This window comes from Micromonospora sp. NPDC005979, assembly GCF_040614415.1.
GTDB lineage: Bacteria > Actinomycetota > Actinomycetes > Mycobacteriales > Micromonosporaceae > Micromonospora.
On the sequence record NZ_JBEXUR010000001.1, the window covers coordinates 19,558 to 42,395 of the forward strand.

Below are 22,838 nucleotides of genomic sequence, written 5' to 3' on the forward strand. Positions count from 1 at the left end.
GTTGAGCCAGGAGGCACGTGACCTGAGCTGGCTGGTGAGCGCGTTCGCGGAGCGGGTGCCGGGCGTGGCGCACGCGGTGGTGGTCTCCTCCGACGGGCTGCTGGTGGCGATCTCCGACCACCTGCCCCGCGACCACGCGGACAAGCTCGCCGCGGTGACGTCCGGGCTCATGAGCATCACGGCGGGCGCGGCGCAGATGTTCGACGGCGACATCGTCAAGCAGACGGTGGTCGAGATGGGTCGGGGCTACTTCCTGGTGATGCAGGTGCGCGACGGGTCGATCCTGGCCACGCTCGCGGCCGGGGACGCCGACATCGGCGTGGTGGGCTACGAGATGGCGCGGTTGGCGAAGCAGGCGGGGGAGATGCTCACCCCGGCGCTGCGAGCGGAGTTGCAGCAGGCGCTGCCCCGCTGAGTCTTCCGGCCGTGACCCGGACGGTCACCGGCTCACCCGAGCCGAGCCGTCCGGGCCCGGCCGTCCGGGCGAGGGGTTCAGAAGCCACCCTCGGCGATGACGGAGCGGTACCAGTGGGCGCTGCGCTTGAGCACGCGCCGTTGGGTCACGTAGTCCACGTAGACCAGGCCCCAACGCTGCTCGTATCCCTCGTCCCACTCGAAGTTGTCGAGCATCGACCAGACATGGAAGCTCTCCAGCGGCACCCCGTCGGCGATGGCGCGGTGCGCGGCGGCCAGGTGGTCGCGCAGGAAGGTGATCCGGCCACTGTCGTCGACGGTGTCGTCCGCGGCCAGGGTGTCGGGGGTGGGCAGACCGTTCTCGGTCACAGTGAGCGGGATCGGGCCGTAGTCGCGGGTGACCCGGGTCAGGACGTCGTACATCCCGTCGGGGTAGATCTGCTGCCAGCCGGCCTCGGAGGTGGGCCAGCGGTGTTCGGTGCGGCCGTCGGCGGCGACGTAGATGGGCGTGTAGTACTGCACGGCCAGCAGGTCGACCGGTGACGAGATCACGGCCAGGTCGCCGTCGCGGATGCCCCGGACCATCCGGCTCTGCGGGCCGAGGTCGGCCAGGACGTCCTGCGGGTAGCTGCCCTTGAGCACCGAGTCGAGGTAGAGGCGGTTCTCGTAGCCGTCGTAGAGGTGCGCCGCGGCGGCGGCCTCGGCGGAGTCGTCGGTGGGGTAGCAGGGGTGCAGGTTGAGCGCGGGGCCGATCCGGGCGGTGCTGTCCGAGGCCCGTAGCGCGCGTACCGCGAGGCCGTGCGCGAGCTGCAGGTGGTGGGCGACGAGGTAGGCGGCGTCCGGGTCCTGCCGACCGGGCGCGTGGTGGCCCGTGAGGTAGCCGTTCTGTACGACGGTCTTGGGCTCGTTGATGGTGAGCCAGACCGGCACCCGGTCGCCGAGGGCGCTGAAGACGGCGTCGGCGTAGTCGGCGAAGCGCAGGGCGGTGTCGCGGGACTCCCAGCCACCGGCGTCCTGCAACGCCTGCGGCAGGTCCCAGTGGAACAGGGTCGCCATCGGGGCGATGCCGCGCTCGTGCAGACCGTCGAGGAGACGACGGTAGAAGTCGAGCCCCCGCTGGTTGGGCGTTCCACTGCCGTCGGGCTGGATGCGGGGCCAGGAGATGGAGAAGCGGTAGCTGCGCAGACCCAGGTCACGCATCAGGTCGAGGTCTTCGGCGTACCGGTGGTAGTGGTCGGCGGCCACGTCGCCGGTGTCGCCGTTGCGGGTACGACCGGGGACGCGGCTGAAGGTGTCCCAGACCGACTCGCCGCGGCCGTCCTCCTTGGTGGCGCCCTCGATCTGGTAAGCGGAGGTGGCCGCGCCCCAACCGAAGTGGCGGGGGAAGCGCAGCGGGCCGGCGGGCCCGGTAGGTATCGACATGGATTCTCCTCATGGATACGGGGCCCACCGCCCAGATTCGGGAGCGCTCCCAGGATAGGCCAGAAGCGCTCGACCCGGTGAGCCGGCCGTCACGGCGGCCGACGATGGCGGGTCGAGGCGGTTGAGGGCCCCGGACAGCGAACGAGGCCGACCGGGCGGCGCTTCGCGCCTGTCCCGTCGGCCTCTTTTCCCATCGTGTACGGGGGTTTAGTGTGGGGACGGGGGAGGGCAACCCCCGTCCCCACCGTAACTGCACACACACGGGCGGAATTGGGTCCTGCCGTGCGTGTCGCGCGGGAGCCGGGCCACGCGAGTGGCTCTGGTTCCACCTCCCTCCCTGTGGCGGGATGATGGCTGACGGCGGCGTCCGGGCTGGCCCGCCGTCGGCCTTCGGATGGTTCCCCGGGTCCGCCACGAGGACGGTCCCGGCGATCTTCCAGTTGGAACCTTTGTCGATGGAAGCGCTCCCATCGACCGATGTTGCGACTGTAACGCCCGTCACGCCTTTGTGAAAGACCCAAAACGAGATCGAAACAAGTGGGTGTTCTCGGCCCCGCTCGGCTTGTTGTGGGAGCGCTTCCATGGCAGACTGTCGATTCAACGCGACAGGAGCCAGATCGCGTGGGCGCGGGACCGCCGAGGGCAGCCGGAGCACCACCTCCGGTCACGGCACCCGAGCGAGCCGGCGGGACCCCCTCCCGCGCGGGCCGCATCGCCGCACCCCGGCCGGGCCCGGGGCTACCACCTTCCCGGGCGCCTCGAATCCCCCGCGTACCACCACCACCTGCGGGCAGGCGCCTCGCCGGGAATTACCCGGCCTGGTCCGAGGAGACACCGCGCACATGAGACATCTGGCACGACGCCGTCGAGTGGCGATCCTCGCCGCCGCCGCGCTCGCCGTCGGCGGGGTGACGCTGCCCGCTGGCGCCGCACAGGCCGCACCGGCCTGCGACGTGGTCTACGCGACCAACGACTGGAACACCGGCTTCACGGCCAACGTGACCATCAAGAACCTGGGCGACCCGATCAGCAGCTGGTCGCTCAAGTGGACCTTCCCGAACAGCGGCCAGCGGGTCACGCAGGGCTGGTCGGCCCGGTACAGCCAGTCCGGCAGCGAGGTCACCGCGACCAACGAGTCGTACAACGGCAACCTCGGCACCGGGGCCTCCACCACCATCGGCTTCAACGGCTCCCACACGGGCAGCAACCCGAAGCCCACCTCGTTCACCCTGAACGGCACCCCCTGCAACGGCACCCCGGCCAACCAGCCGCCGTCCGTCACGCTCAGCCTGCCCTCCGGGCCGTTCACCGCGCCCGCCGACGTGCCGCTGACCGCGACCGCCAGTGACCCGGACGGGACGATCAGCAAGGTCGAGTTCTACCGCAACGGCCTGCTCATCAACACCGACACCACCGCGCCGTACTCCTACACCCAGGAGGACCTGCCGGCCGGCAGCTACACCGTGCAGGCCAAGGCGTACGACAACGCCAACGGCATCGGGGTCGCCGAGAAGTCGTTCACCGTTGGCGCCGCGAACGGCCCGACGCTGGTCGCCACGCCGTCCGCGGTGAGCGTCAACGAGGGTGGCACGTCCACCTTCAGCCTCAAGCTCAGCGCCGCGCCGACGACAAGCGTGCCGGTCACCCTCACCCCCTCGGGCGACAGCGACATCACGGTCTCGCCGACCACCGTCACGCTGACCCCCAGCAACTGGAACACCGGGGTCACCGTCACGGTCGCCGCGGCCGAGGACACCGACACCGTCGGCGGTAGCGCCACCATCACCGCCGCCGCCACCGGTCTCGCCTCGCTGGCGGTCGCCGCCACCGAGATCGACAACGACACCCCCGGCGGCGACAACGCCTACATCAAGAAGTTCCTCGACCAGTACGGCAAGATCAAGAACTCGGGCTACTTCAGCCCCGAGGGCGTGCCGTACCACTCGGTCGAGACGCTGATCGTCGAGGCGCCCGACCACGGCCACGAGACCACCTCGGAGGCGTTCAGCTTCTGGATCTGGCTGGAGGCCCAGTACGGCCGCGTCACCCAGAACTGGGCCCCGTTCAACAACGCCTGGACGGTGATGGAGAAGTACATCATCCCGTCGCACGCCGACCAGCCCACCGCGGCCTCGGCCGGCACCCCGCAGTACGCCGCGGAGTACAACCTGCCCAGCCAGTACCCGTCGGCCCTGAACCCGAACATCTCGGTCGGGCAGGACCCGCTGCGCTCGGAGCTGCAGTCCACCTACGGCACCGGCGACATCTACGGCATGCACTGGCTAATGGACGTCGACAACGCGTACGGCTTCGGCCGCTGCGGCGACGGCACCACCAAGCCGGCGTACATCAACACCTTCCAGCGGGGCACCCAGGAGTCGGTGTGGGAGACCATCCCGCAGCCGTCCTGTGACACCTTCAAGCACGGCGGTCAGTACGGCTACCTCGACCTGTTCGTCAAGGACACCGGCGCTCCCGCCAAGCAGTGGAAGTACACCAACGCCCCGGACGCCGACGCCCGTGCGGTGCAGGCCGCCTACTGGGCGCTGACCTGGGCCAAGGCGCAGGGCAAGCAGGCCGACGTCGCCGCCACCGTGGCCAAGGCCGCCAAGATGGGTGACTACCTGCGGTACGCGATGTTCGACAAGTACTTCAAGAAGATCGGCAACTGCGTCGGGGCCAGCACCTGCCCCGCCGGCAGCGGCCGGGACTCGGCGCACTACCTGCTGTCCTGGTACTACGCCTGGGGTGGCGCGTACGACACCAGCCAGAACTGGTCCTGGCGGATCGGCTCCAGCCACAACCACTTCGGCTACCAGAACCCGTTCGCGGCCTGGGCGCTGACCAACACGCCGGAGCTCAAGCCGCAGTCGTCGACCGCGGTCTCCGACTGGACCAAGAGCTTCGACCGGCAGCTGGAGTTCTACACCTGGCTCCAGTCGTCCGAGGGCGGCATCGCCGGCGGCGCGACCAACAGCTGGGACGGCAGCTACGCCCAGCCGCCGTCGGGCACGAGCACCTTCTACGGCATGTTCTACGACGTCGACCCGGTCTACAACGACCCGCCGTCGAACCAGTGGTTCGGTATGCAAGCGTGGTCGATGCAGCGGATCGCCGAGCTGTACCTGCAGACCGGCAACACCAAGGCCAAGGCGCTGCTGGACAAGTGGGTGCCGTGGGCGATCGCCAACACCACGGTCGGCACCAACTGGTCGATCCCGTCGGACATGAAGTGGACCGGCCAGCCGACCACCTGGAACCCGAGCAGCCCGCAGCCCAACACCAACCTGCACGTCGAGGTGATCAGCAAGGGCCAGGACGTCGGCGTCGCCGCCTCCTACGCCCGGATCCTGATCGCGTACGCGGCCAAGTCGGGCAACGCGGCGGCGAAGACCACCGCCAAGGGTCTGCTCGACGCGCTGGACGCCGCCAGTGACTCGAAGGGTGTCTCCACCACCGAGACGCGTGGCGACTACAAGCGCTTCGACGACGTCTACGACGCCTCCAGCGGTCAGGGCCTCTACGTCCCGCCGGGCTGGACCGGGAAGATGCCCAACGGCGACACCATCGCCGCCGGGAAGAGCTTCCTGGACATCCGGTCGTTCTACAAGAACGACCCGGACTGGCCGAAGGTGCAGGCGTACCTGAACGGTGGCCCGGAGCCCACGTTCAACTACCACCGCTTCTGGGCGCAGGCCGATGTGGCCATGGCGTACGCCGACTACGGGACGTTGTTCCCGAACGGCTGAGAGCAACCCGGGGTGGGTGGAGTGCCCCGCCCACCCCGGGGTTCGGCCGGGTCCGGGGGAACGACGGGACCCGGCCGGCGGACGGCCTGACACCCACGGTCAGGCCGGGGTGGGCCGGTCATCTGGTCAACGCAGCGGGTCGACCGGCCCACCCCACCGCCCGGACTGAAGACTGCCGCGAAAAAGCCCAGAAATTCCGGCTGTCACGGGATCACACCAAGGACGTTGACGGAGTAACGTACGTCACCGGAGAGGCCGCTCCCCCCGTGGCGGCCTCTCCACTTTTTATGCCCGGAATCGCGGTGCGGCGTCCGGCAGCGCGGGGACCGGGTGACGCAACCCCGGGTGTTCCGGTGGCAGCGATCGGCGCAGCACCACCCAGCTCACGGCCAGCGCCGCCGCGACCAGCGGCCAGGTCAACGCGACCCGGGCCACCACGAGCGCGAGCACCTGTCCACTCAGGTAGAGCGGGACGAACACCGCCACCTCCTCACCCCCGCCACAACCTAACCGCCACCAGCCGGTGGGCCACCGACAGACCGGTCCGGTCCGGCCGCTACGGTGTGCGGATGCGCGCGACGGCACGGGGTTGGACCGCGGTCTGGTTGGTCGTACTGGCCCTCGTCCAGGGGGCCGCCTTCCTCGCCGTGTGGCGGGTTGCCGTGCACACCGAGATCGGTCAGTGGGTCGACACGGTCGCCCTCACCGGCAACGAGATCGGTCACGACCGCATCGACGGGCCGGTGGACCGGATCCTGAACGCGATGTCGGTGGTGTCGCTGCTCGCCGCCACCGCGATGATCGGCTTCATCGCGCTCATCCGGGGGCGGATCGCCCTGGCCGTCACCGCGACCCTGCTCATCGCCGGGGCCAACGTCTCCACCCAACTGCTCAAGTACGGGCTGAGCCGCCCCGACTTCGGCGTCGACCCGGAGCGGGACGCGGTGGGCAACAGCCTCCCCAGTGGGCACACCGCCGTGGCCGCGTCGGTGGCGGTCGCGCTGATGCTCGTCCTGCCCCGCAAGGTGCGGGCCGTCGGCGCCTTCGTCGGCGCGCTCTACGCCGCCGTCGCCGGGGTGGCCACCCTCTCCGCCGGTTGGCACCGGCCCAGTGACGCGGTCGCCGCCTACCTGGTGGTGGGTGTCTGGGCGGCGCTGGCCGGGCTGCTCCTGCTGATCACCCAACGGGAACAGGCCCAGATCGAGCCCGGCGACGCGCACCGCGTCGCCGCTGCCGTGCTCGGTGTCGCCGGAGTGCTCGCCCTGATCGCCTCGGGGCTGGCGCTCACCTGGCTGGTGGATCTGCGGGGGACCGGCCCGGAGGAGTTGGGCCGCCGAGCCCTGTTCGCCGGGTACGCGGGCAGCGCCGCGGGCATCGCCGGAACGATGGCGGTGGTCATGGCGCTGGCGTTGACCGTCATGCACCGGCTGGTGCCCAAGGTGAAGGGCTGATCAGGCGCCCTGGCGGGGCGCGGGCACGTGCGGGGCGACGCCCCGCAGGTGGGTGAGCACCACCGGGTCGATCCGCCCCGGCACCAGGCGCTCCTCCAGATTCTCCAGCCCCGCCCAGGAGACCAGCGCCGCCTCCGGCCCGGCGTCGCCCACCGGGTGACCCAGCGCGGTGAGCAGCGCCGCCACCTCGTCGGCGACCGCGCCGCTCAGGTCGAGCAGGGTCGCCGGGTCGGGCCGGCTGAACAGCATGGTGTGCACGGTCAGCAGCCGACCGAGTTCGGCGACCGGGTCCGGATGGTCGTCCACCCGCAGGTCGACGACCACGTCGCTGGTGCCGCCGTACCCACCGCCGCGCTCGACCACCAGCAGGCCGGCGCTCTGCCGGCCGCGTCGGTCCCCGCCGGCCTCGTCACCGGCCCGCAGCGCGGCGACCAGCCGCTCGGCGAACGGCAGCGTCGAGGCGCCCTGCCACGTCTCGCCCATCGCGTCGACCACCTCGGGGCCGGCCAGGATGTTGCCCTGCGCGGCCCAGCCGTCGCCGACGCGTCCGCCCGCCCAGGGGTGGCAGGCCGGCCCGGTCCAGCTCGCGCCCGGCCCGCTGGCGCCCACCACGGCGAGCTGCCGGTGCTGCCGCTCGGGGTCGGCGGCGACCAGGCCGGCCACCACGTCGGCGGCGGCCACCCCGGAGCGCAACAACGCGAGGCCCTGCGGACGGTAGGCGAGGTTGACGTGCGCCTGGGTGGCCAGCGCGCCGACCTCTGCCGCCGCCGCCGGCACCAACGCTCCGGCGGCGAGGAACTTGCTGGCCACGACGACGCCGTGGCGGCGGCCGTCGGCGGAGCGGGCGACGAGGGAGAAGGTCACCCGCCGAGACTAGGGCGTGTGTCCGGTCCCTCGGCCGGCCAGGGGCTGTGAGACTCGACCCAACCGGCCTGGTCGCGTACACCGGTGCTTCAGAACGGCGTCGCGGCGGGCTCCGGCGGCGCGCCGCGCGCCCGGCGGGCGTCCGCGACCGCGACGCCGCCGAGCACGATCGTCCCGGTGGCGGTGGCGACCACCCCCGGCAGGAACAGCAGCGGTACGGCCGCCGCCGCGAGCACTCCGATGGCGATCCACCGGGACGGCGACACCCGTCCGAAGACCTCGTACTCGAAGCGGGCCCGGCCGGCCAGGAACAGCGCGGGTCCGCCGAGCACCATGACCACCCACGGCGGCGGGGCGTGGCCGAGTGGATGTTCGATCACCAGCTCGTAGCCGACCGCCGTCGCGGCCAGACCGATCACCATGATCAGGTGAGTGTCGGCCGCCGAGCGGCCGATGTTGGCGGGGTGGCGGGCCGTCTGCACCGCCTCGCCCAGGATCTGCCCGGCGCGTTGCACGTAGATCCGCCACAGCATGATCGACGTGGCCACCGCGAACGCGAACGCCCACATGTGCCCCGACCCGTACGGGCCCTTGCTGTACGCGAAACCGGCCACCAGGATCGTCTCGCCGAGCGCCACGAGGAAGAACTGCTGGTACCGCTCGGCCAGGTGCTCGCCCGCGATCTCCCACTTCGAGACCGTGGAGCGGCCCAGCCCCGGCACCGGCCAGCCGCACCGTGCGGCCAGGTACTCGGCCGCCAGGGCCACCGACCAGAGCACCACCTGCGTGTCGGTTTCCAGCAGCGCCCCGCTGACCCAGAGCACCCCCGTCACGGCGAAGATCACCGCCATGCGCACCTTCAGCCGCCGGTACGGGTGCGGCCCCAACGCGATCGACAGGATCACCGGCCGGGTCACCTGCGCGATCACGTACGCCGTGGCGAACATGAGCGACGTCTCGGAGAACGCCCGGGGGACCGCCACCCCCATCACCATGCTGCTCACGAGCGCCGTCAACACGACGATCTGCAACGGCGCTCGGTACGGGTCGTAGCGGCTGGTCGTCCACGCGGTGCCCTGCCAGACCGACCAGAGCGCCAGCAGCAACAGCAGCGTCTTGCCGCTGCCGGTGATCGCCGCCGCGGCGTGGTCGCGGGCCGGCTCCCGGCTCAGATCCTCGAACGCCCGCGCGGAGATCCGGGTGAGCGCGAAGACGTACACCAGGTCGAAGAAGAGTTCCAGGAACGTCGCCCGACCGGGCGCGGCCGCCGCCGGGACCGGCTCCAGGTGTCCTGCCGCCCTGGAACCCATGGTCAGCGGCCTGCGCCGGTGCTCCGGTCCACCTCGCAGTGGTAACACCCTTCGCCGGCCGGGGCGCGGCGAACCGGCGATTAGGCCCACTAAGGGGATCTTGCTCAGGGGCGCCGTCACCAGGCAGGATCGATCGGTGACGAATCGATGGGGCATGACGGTGCCGTTGGGCGGGGTTCCGCTGACCGAGCACCAGGGGGTCTACGCGACCCTCGAGCGATCCGGGTTCACCGACGTGTGGTCGTCCGAGGTCGCCGGGACCGACGCGTTCACCCCGCTGGCCCTCGCCGCGGCGTGGCAGCCGCAGCTACGGCTGGGCACCGCGATCACCCCGGTCTTCACCCGTGGGCCCGGGCTGCTCGCGATGAGCGCGGCGGCGCTGGCCGAGGCCGCGCCGGGCCGGTTCGCGCTCGGCATCGGCGCGTCCTCCCCGGTGCTGGTGCGGGACTGGAACGCGGCGCGGTTCGACGAGCCGTTCCGGCGTACCCGGGACGTGCTGCGGTTCCTGCGGGCCGCCCTGCGCGGTGAGACGGTGGACGAGGTCTACGACACCTTCACCGTGCGCCGGTTCGCCCTCGAACGCCCGCCCACGGCGCCGCCGCCGATCCTGCTCGCCGCGCTGCGCCCGGGGATGCTCCGGCTGGCCGGCGCCGAGGCCGACGGAGTCATCCTCAACTGGCTCAGCGCCGACGACGTGCCGCGAACCCTGGCCGAGCTGGGCGAGCGCCGGGCCGGCTTCGAGGTCGCCGCGCGGATCTTCGTCTGCCCCACCGAGGACGCCGCGTACGCCCGTACCCTCGGCCGCCGGCTGATCACCAGCTACCTGACGGTCCCGGCGTACGCCGAGTTCCACCGCTGGCTCGGCCGCGACGGGACGCTCGGGCCGATGTGGGAGGCGTGGGCCGCCGGTGACCGCCGTGCGGCCAGTGCGGCCGTGCCCGACGAGGTGGTCGACGCCCTGGTGCTGCACGGCTCACCTGAGCGGTGTCGGGCCCAGGCGCGGCGCTACGCCGAAGCCGGCGTGGACGTGCCGATCCTCGCGCTGCTGCCCACCCCGGAGGTGACCGCCGGGGGTGTCGCCGCGCTGACGACCCTCATCGCCCAACTCGGCGCCGAGCCGGCGGGAGCGTCCGCGTGAACCTGACCGACCGGATCGTGGTCGTCACCGGCGGGGCCGGTGGCATCGGAGCGGCCCTCGCGCGCCGCTTCGCCGCCGAGGGCGCCGCCGCCGTGGTCGTCGCCGACCTGGACGCCGAGGCCGCGCGCGCCGTGGCCGAGGGCATCGGCCCGGTGGCGCACGCCGCCGCCGTCGACGTCACCGACGAGGCCCAGGTACGGGCGCTCGTCGACGACACCGAACGGCGGTTCGGCCGCATCGACCTGTTCTGCGCCAACGCCGGAGTCACCACCGGCGGGGGAGTGGAGGTCGACGACGCGGGCTGGGACCGGGCGTGGCGGGTCAACGTGCTCGCCCACGTCTACTCGGCCCGTGCCGTGCTGCCCGGCATGCTCGCCCGCGGTGGCGGGCACCTGCTGCACACCTGCTCCGCGGCGGGGGTGCTGACCGCGGTGGGCGACGCCGCGTACACCGCCACGAAACACGCCTCGGTGGGCTTCGCCGAGTGGCTGGCCATCACCTACCGGGACCGGGGCATCCGGGTCAGCGCCCTCTGCCCGCAGGGGGTGGACACCCCGATGCTCGCCGACGGGATCGCCGAGGGGCACCTCGGCGCCCGGGTGATCACCGCCTCCGGCGCGGTGCTCACCCCGGACCAGGTCGCCGACGCGGCGATCGCCGGGCTCGCCGAGGAACGGTTCCTGATCCTGCCGCACCCGGAGGTCGCCGACTACGCCCGCCGTCGCGCCGAGGACCCCGACGGCTGGCAGGCCGGCATGCGCAAACTCATCCGCCGCCTCACGACCCGACAGTCTCCGCGTTGATCAAGAGGTTTGCGTCAGAAAGACGTCCACCGATGACGCGAACCTCTTGATCAACGCCGGAGGCGGCGGGCGCGGCGGAGGGGATCGGGGTGGACCGACCAGAGCAGACGACGCCACCAGGGACGGGCCGCCCGCAACGTCGTCACGTAGGCGGTGGCCACCTCGGCGGCGCGGGCCGCCTGGTCGGCCGTCGCCGTGCCGGGGGCGAACCCCACCTGGTTGAGCAGCGTCGCCAACTCGTCGACCGGCGAATCGGTCGTCACCTGAGGTGGCGAACCAGCCGTGTGACGGGCGTCGACGAGGGCCTGCCGGGCGCGTCCGGCCACCTCGGTGGCCGCCAGGTCGTCGCCGACCGGCCGACCGGCCAGCCGCAGCGCGTCGGTCACCTCCCGCCAGGCGCCCGCGATGCGCTGGCCGGGGTCACCCCGCACCAACCGGCCGCGACTCAGCGAGCGGCGCATCGCCAGCAGGGTGAGCAGCAGGGCCCCCACCACCAGCAGCAGCGACCCGCTGCCCCCCGCGACCAGCACCGGCGTCGACACACCACCGCGCGCCGGCGGCCCGTCACCAGCGGCCGCCGGCTCCGGCGACGCGGTCGGCTCCGCGGTGGGCGCGGGCACCTCCGACGGCGGCGGATCCTCGGGGGTGGGGCGGAAATCCTCCTCCACCGGCCGCGGCTCGTTCTCCGGTTGGGGCAGCGGGTTGAACGCCACCCACCCCAGCCCGTCGAACAGCACCTCCGGCCAGGCGTACGCGTCACCCGCCCGCACCGGACCCTGACCACCGGAGGAGAAACCGACCACCACCCGCGTCGGCAGCCCGGAGAGCCGGCCGAGCACCGCGAACGCCGCCGCGAACTGCTCCGACGTTCCCCGCTGCCCGCCACCGTTGCGCGGACCGAAGAGGAAGAAGGCCAGGTTCGGGTACGCGTGCCCGCTCGGCGCGTCCGCCACCACCCGGTAGTGCTCGGCCAGGAACTGCTCGATCGCCGCCGCCCGCTCGTACGGGGCGCCGTTCTCCTCGGCGAGCTGGGTCGCCAGCCGACGCAGCGGATCCGGCACACCGTCGGCGACCCGCAGCACCCGGGCCACCTCCTCGCCGGCCGGCACGTTCGCGGTCGCCAGCAGGTTGTTGTCCGGGCGCTCCCGGACCGACGTCACCTCGTACCGCAGACCCGGCGTCAGCCCCTCCGGCCGGATGAGCGTCCCCGTCGCCGGGTCGTACGCCACCCGCGCGCCGCTGACCTCGCGGGGCGTCGCCACGGCCGGTAGCAGCCGCCCGGTCAGCTCCGCCACGGTGATCTGCTGCCGGACGGTCTGCACGGTGCTGTCCCGGGCCGGCGCGGTGGCCGGCAGGATCCGCCCCGCGTTGCGGTACGTCGCGCCGACCCGCCAGGTGATCCCGTCGTAGTCACTGAGCACCGCCAGCCGGATCCGCACCCCGGCCGCCTTCTCCTCGTCCGCGTCGCCGGCCGGAGCGGTGGTGCCCGACGTGCTCACGTCGAGGAGCTTCTGTTCCGGGTGCAGCGCCCACCCCGAGATCCGGATCAGCGGGTTCTCGTCGAGCGTCTCGACCTGCGGCGGCTCCACGTAACGGCGCGGGTCGACCGGTCGCCCGTCGACCTGACCGGCGACCACCGGGCCGAGCAGCGCCACCAGCCCGATCACCAGGACGACGCCGAGCGCCGCCGACACGGCCAGCCGAAGTCGCACGGCCGCCCGTACCCCCGGGGCGAGACCGGCCGCCGGGTCGCCGCCGGCCGGCGGCGACCCGTTCGGCGCGGCCAGCCCAATTGCCGCGACCGCGACGAACGCCACCGTCGCGCCGATCGCCGGTTCGGCGTTCGGGCCGACCACGTAGAGGGCAGCCGCGTAGAGCCCCGCCGCCGGCAGGTAGCCGAGCAACACCCGGCCGGTGCGCAACGCCACCTCCGCCCCGGCCAGACCGGCGAGCCAGGCCGCCACCACCGGCACCAGCACCGTGTCCGGAGTGGGCTCCACCGGGATCATCGCGGTGAGCAGGCGGGGAATGCCGTTGCGCGCCGCGTCCGCGCTCACGTCCAACAGGTTGCCCGGCAGGTCGGCGCGGGCGGCGGCCAGGCGCAGCGACCACAGTGTCCACCCGGCCAACGCCGCCATCGACACCGGCGCCACCAGCCACGACGGCAGGCGCCGGGCGGCCACGCTGACCAGCACCGAACCCACCGCCGCGCCGATCACCAGCCGGGTCAGCAGGTCGCCCGCGTACACCCGGCCGAGCACCACCCCGGCGAGCGCGATGAGCGCGATGAGCGTCAGTGGCACGACGGCCGCCCGCAGCGCCCGTACCACCCGCCCCGCCGCGCCCGGTCCGCCCGCCGTCGCCTCCGGCGCCTCCCGCGGCGGCGCGATGCCCGTCACCACCGACGCACCCCGTCCCACTCGGCGGCGAACTGCGCGCCGTCCACCGCGTCGACCACCACCAGGCCGCCCGCGCCCGCCGGCGTCGGTTCCGCCGCGCCGAACACCCCGACCACCACCGACGGGTACGCGCCGCGCAGCGCGCCGACGTGGCCCAGTCCGTCCCGCCCACCGGGGCCGGTCAGGAAGATCAGCGTGTCGCCGAGCCGGTCTTGACGCAGCCGGGTGGTGACGGCGCGCAGGGCGTCGTCGGAGTCGGACAGTTCGGCGGCGGCGAGCCGGTCCAACGGCCCCACCTCGGCCGGCCCGCCCTCGATCGGCTCCGGGCCGACCAGCAGCAACCGCACCGGCAGGTCCGCGCGGTGCGCGGCGACTACGACCGACGCCGCCGCCTCGCACGCGGACTCGAACGACTCGGCCACCCCGCCCGCGCGGTGCGGGTGCGCGGCCGCCCGATTGTCCAGCAGGACCACCAGACTGGGCAGGCTGGTGTCCACGTTCTCCCGCACCATCAGCTCGCCGACCCGGGCGCTCGTGCGCCAGTGCACCCGCCGCAGCTCGTCGCCGACCACGTACTCCCGCAGCGAGTCGAACGTGATCGACCCGTGCGGCACCCCGTCCACCCGGCCGTCGAGGCTGCGCCCCGCGCCGGTCGGCACCGCCGACAGCGGGTGGATCCGAGGGTGCACCCAGACCGGTGCCGTCTCCCCGTACGGTCGGGCGAGCGCCACCAGCCCCAGCGGGTCCCGCCGGGTCACCCGCAGCGGACCGACCGCCACCACCCCACGGCGGTCGGTCGGCACGTCGTAGCGGACCTCGGTGTCCCGACCGGGACGCAACCGCAGCAGCGGCACCGGCACCGCGCGGCTCCCGCACCGGTCCTCGGCCAGCAGGTTCGCCGAGCGCAGCCGGCCGGCGTTGCGGACTGTCAGCGTCATGCTCGCCGGCTCGCCGCGCGCCACCCGGTCCGGGTCGGCCCGACGCGCGACCACCAGCCGGGGCCGCCAGGCCGCCGTCAGCGCCGCGTAGCCGACGGCCGCGCCGGCCGCCGCCCCCAGCAACGTCAACTCGGGGTACGCGAACCGGAAACCGGTCCCCAGCAACACGACGGCGGCGACGAGCAGCCCGACCCCTCGGGCGGTGATCCCCATGGCGCTGCTGCCGGTCAGCCCTGCACCGGGGCCGGCTGCCCCGACGGCAGCGGCACCGGCACCGACGCGACCGCCTGACGCAGCACCTCCGCGGCGGTCATCCCGCGCACCTGCGCGTCGGGGGTCAGCAGCAGCCGGTGTGCGAACACCGGCTCGGCGAGCGCCTTCAGGTCCTCCGGCATGATCCAGCCCCGCCCGTCGATCAGCGCGTACGAGCACGCCGCCCGCGTCAACGCGATCACACCCCGAGGGCTGACCCCGACGCGTACCTGCGGATGGGTGCGGGTCGCGGCGGCCAGCCGGACCGCGTACGCGTACAGCGGCTCGGCGATGTGCACCCGGCGCGCCATCCGGACCATCTCCCCGACGGTCGCCGTGTCGGTGACCGGGACGAGCGCCTCGGGGGAGCGGACCGTCGCGCCGCGCAGCACCTCCACCTCGACCGCCTCGTCCGGGTAGCCGACGGACAGCTTCACGAGGAAACGGTCGAGCTGCGCCTCCGGCAGCCGGTACGTACCGTCCATCTCCACCGGGTTCTGGGTGGCGACCACCAGGAACGGCGCCGGCACCGGGTGTCGGACCCCGTCCACGGTGACGGTGTGCTCCTCCATCACCTCCAGCAGCGCCGACTGCGTCTTGGGCGACGCCCGGTTGATCTCGTCGGCGATGACGATGTTGGCGAACACCGGCCCCGGGTGGAACTCGAACTCCCTGCTCGCCTGGTTGAAGATCGTCACGCCGGACACGTCCGATGGGAGCAGGTCCGGGGTGAACTGGATGCGCCGCCACTGACCCTGCACGGTCGCGGCGATGGCCCGTGCCAGCGTCGTCTTACCGACCCCCGGCACGTCCTCCAGCAGCACGTGCCCCTGGGCGAACAGCGCCGTCAGCGCCAGCCGGACCACCTGCGGCTTGCCGAGCACCACGGCGTTGACGTTCTCGGCCAGCCGGGCGGCCAGGGCGGCGAAGCCCTGGACCTCCGGTTGGGTGAGCGGCTCGTGGGTGTTCACGGTCGGTGGTGCTCCTCGCCTGGTGGTTCAGCAGGTGGGCAGGACGTTGATGTTGTCGCCGCCTTCCAGGTTGAGCCAGGCCCAGGGAATGTAGTTCTTCCCCTCGAAGTTGACCTGCACCCACCAGGTGCTGCGCTTCTGGTCGTTGTAGATCCAGGAGTCGACGTCCTCGCCGGCCTTCTTGCAGTACGCCTGGAGCCGGCGGCCGGGCTTGGCCCAGCCCACCTGCTTGTCGTTGTCCTGCCGGGTCACGGAGAAGATCTCGTTGCCGTTGCGGCCGTCGACCTCCGCGTTGCAGTAGGTCCGCTGGTCGCCGTCCGGGCCGTTGTTGCACGTCGCGATCCCGTACAGCGCCTGGGTGGCCTGGGCCCGCGTCGCGGTGGTCTTGCCGGCCGCGTTGGTCGCCGTCACCGTGAACGTGTACGCCGTTCCCGGCGTCAGGCCCGTCATCGTGATGCTGGAACACGCCCCGGCCTTCGCCGGCTCACCCGACGTGCTCAGCGAGCAGGTGGCCCTGCCGCCGCCCGCGTCCACGGTGAACGTGACGGTCGCTCCCGTCGCCGTCGCCGACGAGCCGGTCACGGTCACCCGGGGCGCCGCGACCGTGCGGGCCGTGGCGGTGGCCTCCGGGCCCGGCCCGGCCTCGTTGACCGCGTTCACCTTCACCGTGACGTTCTGGCCGTTGCCCAGACCGGTGACGGTGGTGCGGGTCTCGGTCACCTCGGTGGTCTTGCCACCGACGTCCACCTGGTACTTCGTCACCGGTCGACCGTTCGCCTCGGCCGGCGACCACTGCACCGTGACCGCGCCCGGCTGGTCGGCGACCGTACCGGCCTGCAGGTCCAGCGGACGACCCGGCGCCGCGAACGGCACCACCGTGTTGCTGACCGGCGAGGCCGCCGAACCGGCGCCCTTGTCGTTGACCGCCACGACGGTGAACGCGTACTGGGTCCCGTACTCCAACTCACCGGCCGGCACCACCAGCTCGGTCTTCGTCGACTCGCCGGCTGGCGCGTTCGTACCCGCCGACGTGGCCGTCACCGCGTACTTGGCGATCTTGTTGCCCTGGGCGTTCGCGGCCGGCCACTTCACCACCACCGTGCCGTCCGGCCGCTCCTGCGCCGTGATGCTGGCCGGCGGATCGGGCACCGCGGCGGTCGGGGTGACCGGGTTGCTGCTGCGCGGCGGGCCGTCACCCTTGGCGTTCACGGCGTGCACCGCGAACCGGTACGTCTCGCCGTTGGTCAACCCCTTCACCTCGACCGCGCGCTGGTTGGCGCCCACCTCCAGGCGCTGACCGGCACCCTGCACGACGTACTTGATGATCTCCGCGCCGTTCGCGGCGGCCGGCCGCCAACTCACCCGGGCCTGGGCGTTGCCGGCGGCGGCCGTGACGCTGCGCGGCGCGCTCGGCTTGCTCACCCGGGGCTTCTTCGGCGGAGGCGGCGGCGGGGGCGCCGGCGGCGGGTCACCGCCCAACACGTCGTTGGCGTACTTGTCGACCTCGCGCACCTGGTGCTTGTCGTCCACCACCCGAGCCGTCGCCGAGTCGGGGGAGTTGATGAACAGGTGGTTCTCCCGGACCTCCATCTCCAACGGTCCGGTCGCCTTGCCCTTGATGGTGTCGACCAACTGGCCGCCCACATCGAAGGAGTAGATGGTGCCGGTGGCCTCGTCGGCGCAGTAGAACCGGTCGGCCCACGCCACCGCCGGGCTCAACCGGTCGCCGCTGCCCGGCACCGTGAACGTCCGCTCCGCACCGACGTCACCCACCACCAGCACCCGCCGCTCGGCCGGCACCGTCACCGGCACCCGCGGCCCCGACGTGCGCGCCGGCACCGCCGCCCGGCCGGGCAGCGTCAACGGCGTCGGGCGCACCTCGCCGCGCTGTACCCGCACCAGCTTTCCGGCCGTCCGGTCCAGCACCGCCACCCCGTCGTCCAGCGTGGAGACCTGCAACTCGTGGCTGGGATCGGCGACGTCGTACGTCTCGACCCGCTCCGGGCTGAGCCCTCCGCCGACCGGCGCGGCCGAAGCCGGCGCGGACGGCAGCTTCGCGGCGGTGACCGCCGAGACCGTGCCCTCGCTGGGCACCGCGATCCAGAGCCGGCCCTCGCCATCGAACGCGCCACCGGTGATGCCCGGCGGATAGCGCACCGGCTCACCCACCGGGCTCAACGAGCGGGGGTCGAGCTGCCGCACGATGCCCTGCACCGCGTCGACGACGAACGCCGCGTCCTCGTGCAGGGCGACGCTCACACCCAGGCCGGGCGTGGTCGGCGTGGTCGCCGTGAGCTGCAAGGTGGCGAGGTCCAGTGAACTGATCTGCCCGGTCTGCAGGTCCCGCAGGATCAGCAGCCGGTCGGTCTGGGCGACCTGCATCGGGTGCCGACGGGCGCCCGGAATCTCGGTGCGGGTGTCCACCCGGGCCGTCACCCCGTTGACCCGGGCCAGCTCGCTGCGCACCCCGCTCCACAGCCAGGAACTCGCGTCGTAGTTGGCCACCGCGTTGTCCGCCGCGCCCAACCCCAGGACGGTCAGCCCCATGGCGGCCAGCAGCGCGGTGACCGTGCCCACCGTCACGAGCCCGCCTCGCAGTCGGGACCGGGAACGGGGGGCGTCGGTCCGCTCGGCGTCGTCGATGCTGGCCACAGCCGGCTGCCTTCCCTGAGTCGTGGCAGGTGGCGTACGCCTCGCGGCGACCCCTCCCCTGAGCCGGGTGCCATCATATGGCCCGGCCGGGAACGGGGGAACCCGCACCGTCACCCCTGTGGATACCGAGCGTGCGCGGCGGACGCCCAGCTCAGCTCCACAATCGTCAATCCGACGATGACCAGCTCGCCGGCGCGTGCTCAGCTCGGCGGTGTCGACCGCTCACGATCCGTGCACACCTGACCCGAGGTGGCGAAGCTGTCCGTCGAGTAGACGGCCAGCACCGTGAAGCAGTAGTCCACCCGGGAGCTGAGCCCGTTGACCGTGTGGCGGGTCCGCCCCGGCTCCACTGTCGCCATCACCCCGAGCGCCGATCCGGCCCGCCCACCCGCGACCATGAACGGCACCGTGCCCCCGGACGGATCCGTCCAGCTCAGCGTGATCGTCACCGCGTCGTCGCTCAGCTTCAGGTCGCCGGGAGGGGGACCGGTCGTCGCCGGTGCCACCGTCACCGGTGTCCCGGACGGCGGCGGCGCGTCGTCACGGCTCAACACCACCGCGCCCAGGCCCGCGACCGCCACCAGGGCAACCCCGGCGGCCACCGCCGCGCCGATCACCGTCGCCCGGTTGCGGCCCGTCGAGCCGGTTCCATCGGGGTACGACGGCGCGTACGCCTCCTGCGGGTAGTACTGCCCCGGGTACACCTCGTGGCTGGCCGGGACGTGCTGCGCCGGGTACCGCGGGCCGGCCGGGTACTGCTCGGCGGCCGGGTAGGCGGGCGGGACCGGCGGGTCGTAGGGCGCGGCCAGGCCCGGCACCAGATCGTCCACCGGAGTCGACGCCGAGCCGCCAGGCCCGCCGGTGAAGTGCGCCGGGTCGCCGTGTCCACCCGGGACGGCTCCCGGTCCGCTGTGCTCGGTCGGGATCGGGACGACAGGCGTCGTCGGGGCCGGTTCGAGGTTCGGTGCCCAGTCGGGTGGGGTCGCCAGATCTCCGACGTCGGGCCTGCCCAGCTGAGGGGTCGACGGCCCGACGGCCGGAAACACCTCCGTCGACGCGGCCGCGAAACCTGACGCTTCGCCGGGTCGGGCCGACAGCGCGCCCGGTCCGGGCCGCTCGGGCGCGCCCGCCTGGCCGTCACCGGTGGCCGGTGAGCCCGGCATGTCGTCAGCGACCGGTGTGGGCCGGACGTCCGCCAACCCAGGGGCGTCGGCATTCGACGCGGGTAGCGGTTGCGGAGGCGCGCTGCTGCTCCACGGCGGGGCGGTCAGTCCCCACGGCGGCGCGCTCACGGGAGGCGCCGACACCGGCTGGCTGTGGCCGGGTGGTGCGGACACAGGGTAGTGCTGGCCGGGTGGTCCGGAGACGGGCTGGCTCTGCCCAGGTGGTGCCGACACGGGGAGACCGGGCGGCCCGGACACCGGGAACGCCGAGCCCGGAGGGCCGGAGACGGGGTACGGCGGTGCGGACATCGGGAACGTCTGGGCCGGGGGGCCGGAGACGGGGTACGGCGGTGCGGACATCGGGAACGTCTGGGCCGGGGGGCCGGAGACGGGGTGCGGTGGTGCGGACGTCGGGAACGCCGGGTCTGGGGGCCCGGAGACGGGGTGCGGTGGTGCGGACGTCGGGAACGCCGGGTCTGGGGGCCCGGACACGGGGTGCGGTGGTGCAGAGACCGGGAACGCCTGGGCCCGAGGGCCGGACACCGGGTGAGGGGGTCCGGACGTCGGGAACGCCGAGGCCGGGGGACCGGACACGGGGTAGGCGTGGCCGGGAGGTCCGGACACCGGGTTGGAGGGCAGCCCGGACACCGGGTGGGGCGGCCCGGAGACGGGATGGTCGTACCCGGGCGGAGCGGACACCGGGCGGCCGGGTGGCGCGGCTGGTCCGGAGGCCGGCGCCGAGGGCAGGGGAGGTCCGGGGACCGGCAGCGGCGGTGTGGCGGGCGTCGCGGGTGCGTGGTGCGTGGGCGTGCCCGCCGGACTGATCGTCGTCGGGATCAATCCGGACGGTGCCGGACCTGCTGCCGTGACGGCCGTGCCACTCGGCCCTGCCGTCGCGAGCCGAGCCGCCTCCTCGGCCAGCAGGGGCTCGATCTGCCGTACCTGAATCGTGGGGTCATCCCACCGCGGCGCTGGCAGGGGGCTGGGGTGCGGCCCGGCGGAGGTCGGCGCGGTGGGCCGCTGCGCGGTAGCGGGCGGTCCGGCCGTGGGCGGTGTCTGCGGCCCGCCGGAGGTCGGGCGGACCGGCGCGTCGTTCGTGCGCTGGCGCGGCGGCGCGGGTGGAGGCTGCTGCCGGGGGTGTGGCGTGGGCTGGGCGGCCACCCCAGGTGGTGGGTCGGCCAGTGGCCGGGGTGCGACCGCCTGCTGCTCGACCCGCTGGCGGGGCGGCATCGGCGGTGCGGCCGGCACCGGGGGGACGGCCGACGCGGGCCGCGTCGGACCGGCAGGGGTCGGCGAAGGCTGCGGCGCCCAGGGCGACGCGGGCGGTGGCGGACCGTCCGTTGTCGGGCGCATCGCGGCCAGGGTCGCCAGAGACAGCGTCGGGCCGGAGAGCGCCGACCGGGCCCCGGAGTCGGACGAGGTGGCGGAGGTCGGCGGCCCGACGTACGTCTGCTCGGCGGCAGGGCTGGCCGCGCCGAGGTAGTCACGGGCGGCGCGTACGACCGGGTGGTTCTCCCCGAGCGCCGCGGGGCCGGCGCTGGCGACCCTGGTGTAGTTGCGGCGGGCCTCGTGCCGGTTACCCAACTCCTCGGCGACCTCCGCCAGCTCGAAGGCGAGCGCGAGCATCGTCGGTTCGGAATGGTCCCAGCGCCGCTCGCCCGCCGCGAAGGCCTCCTCGAGCACCCGGCGGGCGGCGAGCGGGTCGTCGGCCTCGCGATGCAGGCGGGCCAACAGGTGAGCGGTGTGCAACGTCTCGGGATGATCCTCGCCGTACGGCGGACTGGCGGACCCGACGGCGTCCGCGAGCAACGTCCGGGCGGCGTCGTGGTCGCCCGCCGCGCGCAGCGCGAGGGCCCGTTGCTGTACGGCGGCCAGAGGAGAGGGATGGGACACAGGGCAATGCTGCCGTCACAGGGCCGCCGACGCTAGCCGGGGTCGCGCTACACGCCAACTCTCGTGACCCTGGGTGGCGCTGTGAGCAGCGACGGGAGGGTGATGTGCATGATCCACGGGCGCCGTGTACAGTAACTCCCCGTGCGGCCCGCTGGGCCGGCCTTCGGATGCAAGATCATCTGGGTCGGCGAGGTAGGCTGAACGAGCAGGTCCGGGTGGCGGAATGGCAGACGCGCTAGCTTGAGGTGCTAGTGCCCGTATAGGGCGTGGGGGTTCAAGTCCCCCCTCGGACACGAACCATTGCCCCACGGTGCGCGCTGAGATTGACTTCGGCGCGCACCGTTTGCGTTTCCGGCTGGTAGTTGAGCCGGAGCCCGAGTTGCCGGTAGACCTCGGCCTTGTCGGCTGGGTCGGCGTCGCGGAGCACGGTAGTGATGTCGCCGAGCGCGATCACCAGGGCGGTGATCTCTGCTCGGGTCATCCGGCGCGGGGTGGCGCCCTCGATGGCGCGTAGTTCGGCTTCCGCGTGGGTGCGTTCGGCCTGGGTTTGGGCGATCCAGGCGGTGACCACGGCCGGGTCGGCGCCAGCGTCGAGAGCGGCGCGGTAGCGCTCCAGTTTGGCGTCGCACTCGGTGATGATCGTTTGGGCTGTGGTGCCCGTTGTGGGCGGATGGGTGAGGGGTTGGGCCTCGGCCACCGGCATCTGCACCAAGTACTTCCTTCTCGACGAGCACGGCGCCCGTCACGAACTTTGAACGAGTGCTCGAACTTGCAACGCCTAGCGGGTCAGGCCGGAAGCACCGTTAGATCCACAGACCCCCGTCAGGCCGCGCCGAGGCCGTTCATGAAGGTGGCTACGACGAGGTCGGCGGCTTGCGGTGGCGTCAGGGTGGGGAACTGGTGGGCTGCGGCGTCGACGAGTTGGTCGAGGACCGTTCGCGCCCAGGTCATGTCCACGTCGACGCGGAGGTATCCCTCGTCTCGTGATCGGCGGATGAAGGCGTCGACTCGGGCGCTCTGCTCCTGGCGGCGGATGCTGGCGGCAGGGTCGTTCTGCATCATGCGGCGAGTGTCGAGAGGCCATTCGCGGCTGACGGGGACGATTCCCTCCACGTAGCGGTGCAGGGCGACGGGCACGGGGGCCTCGGTCAGGCGGGCCTCGTCGAGGACGTTTTCGGCGGAGTCGAGCTTGGCCTGGAAGACGGCGCTGAGCAGGGCTTCGCGGTTCGCGAAGCGGCGGTGCAGGGTGGTGCGGTCCACTCCGGCGGCAGCGGCGACGGCTGACATGGAGGTGCCGGGGTCCTCGGCCAGAAGTCGAGCTCCGGCGCGGAGGACGGCATCTAGGTTACGGGCGGCATCGGCTCTCATGGTGCTGCGATCATACTCGACTGTTTCAGCTACCCGGCGAGCTTCTACGTG

The 22,838-nt window shown here is 73.0% G+C and carries 15 protein-coding genes, 1 tRNA gene and 1 pseudogene; 6 read left to right on the forward strand and 11 right to left on the reverse strand.

Translation table 11 applies throughout. The features are described 5' to 3' along the window. Nucleotide 1: 1 nt before the first annotated feature. Entirely contained in the window at nucleotides 2-415 is a 414-nt protein-coding gene (locus ABZ272_RS00090; protein WP_197281421.1) for a roadblock/LC7 domain-containing protein, read from the forward strand. A 77-nt stretch (nucleotides 416-492) separates the two neighbouring features. Here the strand turns inward: ABZ272_RS00090 and ABZ272_RS00095 are convergent, their stop codons facing one another. Beyond that, entirely contained in the window at nucleotides 493-1,836 is a 1,344-nt protein-coding gene (locus ABZ272_RS00095; protein WP_355047653.1) for a GH1 family beta-glucosidase, read from the reverse strand. 851 nt (nucleotides 1,837-2,687) lie between these two features. Between ABZ272_RS00095 and ABZ272_RS00100 the strand changes: the two genes are divergently transcribed. After that, nucleotides 2,688-5,585, forward strand: coding sequence for a glycoside hydrolase family 48 protein (locus ABZ272_RS00100; RefSeq protein ID WP_355048233.1), 2,898 nt, complete (start codon nucleotides 2,688-2,690; stop codon nucleotides 5,583-5,585). 285 nt (nucleotides 5,586-5,870) lie between these two features. On the opposite strand, the pseudogene ABZ272_RS00105 reads toward ABZ272_RS00100, so the two are convergent. Next, nucleotides 5,871-6,071 (reverse strand): annotated as a pseudogene (locus ABZ272_RS00105) (DUF3159 domain-containing protein); the annotation flags it as partial. Nucleotides 6,072-6,148: 77 nt separating this feature from the next. Between ABZ272_RS00105 and ABZ272_RS00110 the strand changes: the two are divergent. Next, entirely contained in the window at nucleotides 6,149-7,036 is an 888-nt protein-coding gene (locus tag ABZ272_RS00110; RefSeq protein ID WP_355047654.1) for a phosphatase PAP2 family protein, read from the forward strand. Here the strand turns inward: ABZ272_RS00110 and ABZ272_RS00115 are convergent, their stop codons facing one another. After that, complete coding sequence (locus ABZ272_RS00115) at nucleotides 7,037-7,900, reverse strand: DUF1028 domain-containing protein (protein WP_355047655.1); 864 nt, start codon at nucleotides 7,898-7,900, stop codon at nucleotides 7,037-7,039. A gap of 89 nt (nucleotides 7,901-7,989) precedes the next feature. Then, on the reverse strand, nucleotides 7,990-9,210 hold the full coding sequence (locus ABZ272_RS00120) for a low temperature requirement protein A (RefSeq protein ID WP_355047656.1): 1,221 nt from the start codon (nucleotides 9,208-9,210) through the stop codon (nucleotides 7,990-7,992). A gap of 154 nt (nucleotides 9,211-9,364) precedes the next feature. Between ABZ272_RS00120 and ABZ272_RS00125 the strand changes: the two genes are divergently transcribed. Both ABZ272_RS00125 and ABZ272_RS00130 read left to right on the forward strand, forming a co-directional pair. Continuing rightward, nucleotides 9,365-10,348, forward strand: coding sequence for an LLM class F420-dependent oxidoreductase (locus ABZ272_RS00125; RefSeq protein ID WP_355048234.1), 984 nt, complete (start codon nucleotides 9,365-9,367; stop codon nucleotides 10,346-10,348). Then, a complete protein-coding gene (locus ABZ272_RS00130; RefSeq protein WP_355047657.1) occupies nucleotides 10,345-11,151 on the forward strand; it encodes an SDR family oxidoreductase in 807 nt (268 codons plus the stop codon). Before ABZ272_RS00125 ends, ABZ272_RS00130 begins: the two co-directional genes overlap by 4 nt. Nucleotides 11,152-11,201: 50 nt before the next feature. Here the strand turns inward: ABZ272_RS00130 and ABZ272_RS00135 are convergent, their stop codons facing one another. The 5 genes from ABZ272_RS00135 to ABZ272_RS00155 form a co-directional block, all read right to left on the reverse strand. Next, the gene (locus ABZ272_RS00135) at nucleotides 11,202-13,481 is read right to left on the reverse strand and encodes a transglutaminaseTgpA domain-containing protein (protein ID WP_355048235.1); all 2,280 of its coding nucleotides are present in this window, start codon (nucleotides 13,479-13,481) and stop codon (nucleotides 11,202-11,204) included. Nucleotides 13,482-13,546: 65 nt separating this feature from the next. Then, a complete protein-coding gene (locus tag ABZ272_RS00140) occupies nucleotides 13,547-14,701 on the reverse strand; it encodes a DUF58 domain-containing protein (RefSeq protein WP_355047658.1) in 1,155 nt (384 codons plus the stop codon). 14 nt (nucleotides 14,702-14,715) lie between these two features. Beyond that, entirely contained in the window at nucleotides 14,716-15,711 is a 996-nt protein-coding gene (locus tag ABZ272_RS00145; protein WP_355047659.1) for a MoxR family ATPase, read from the reverse strand. 27 nt (nucleotides 15,712-15,738) lie between these two features. Next, on the reverse strand, nucleotides 15,739-18,363 hold the full coding sequence (locus ABZ272_RS00150; RefSeq protein ID WP_355047660.1) for a fibronectin type III domain-containing protein: 2,625 nt from the start codon (nucleotides 18,361-18,363) through the stop codon (nucleotides 15,739-15,741). A gap of 200 nt (nucleotides 18,364-18,563) precedes the next feature. Continuing rightward, nucleotides 18,564-21,419: a tetratricopeptide repeat protein gene (locus tag ABZ272_RS00155; protein ID WP_355047661.1), complete on the reverse strand. Its 2,856-nt coding sequence runs from the start codon at nucleotides 21,417-21,419 to the stop codon at nucleotides 18,564-18,566. Between the two features lie 209 nt (nucleotides 21,420-21,628). Between ABZ272_RS00155 and ABZ272_RS00160 the strand changes: the two genes are divergently transcribed. Beyond that, nucleotides 21,629-21,712, forward strand: a tRNA-Leu gene (locus ABZ272_RS00160). Here the strand turns inward: ABZ272_RS00160 and ABZ272_RS00165 are convergent. Further along, nucleotides 21,694-22,128, reverse strand: a complete 435-nt coding sequence (locus ABZ272_RS00165; protein WP_355047662.1) for a hypothetical protein — start codon at nucleotides 22,126-22,128, stop codon at nucleotides 21,694-21,696. The genes ABZ272_RS00160 and ABZ272_RS00165 overlap by 19 nt on opposite strands. Before the next feature lie 113 nt (nucleotides 22,129-22,241). Beyond that, nucleotides 22,242-22,787, reverse strand: a complete 546-nt coding sequence (locus tag ABZ272_RS00170) for a helix-turn-helix domain-containing protein (RefSeq protein WP_355047663.1) — start codon at nucleotides 22,785-22,787, stop codon at nucleotides 22,242-22,244. Between the last annotated feature and the right edge of the window lie 51 nt (nucleotides 22,788-22,838).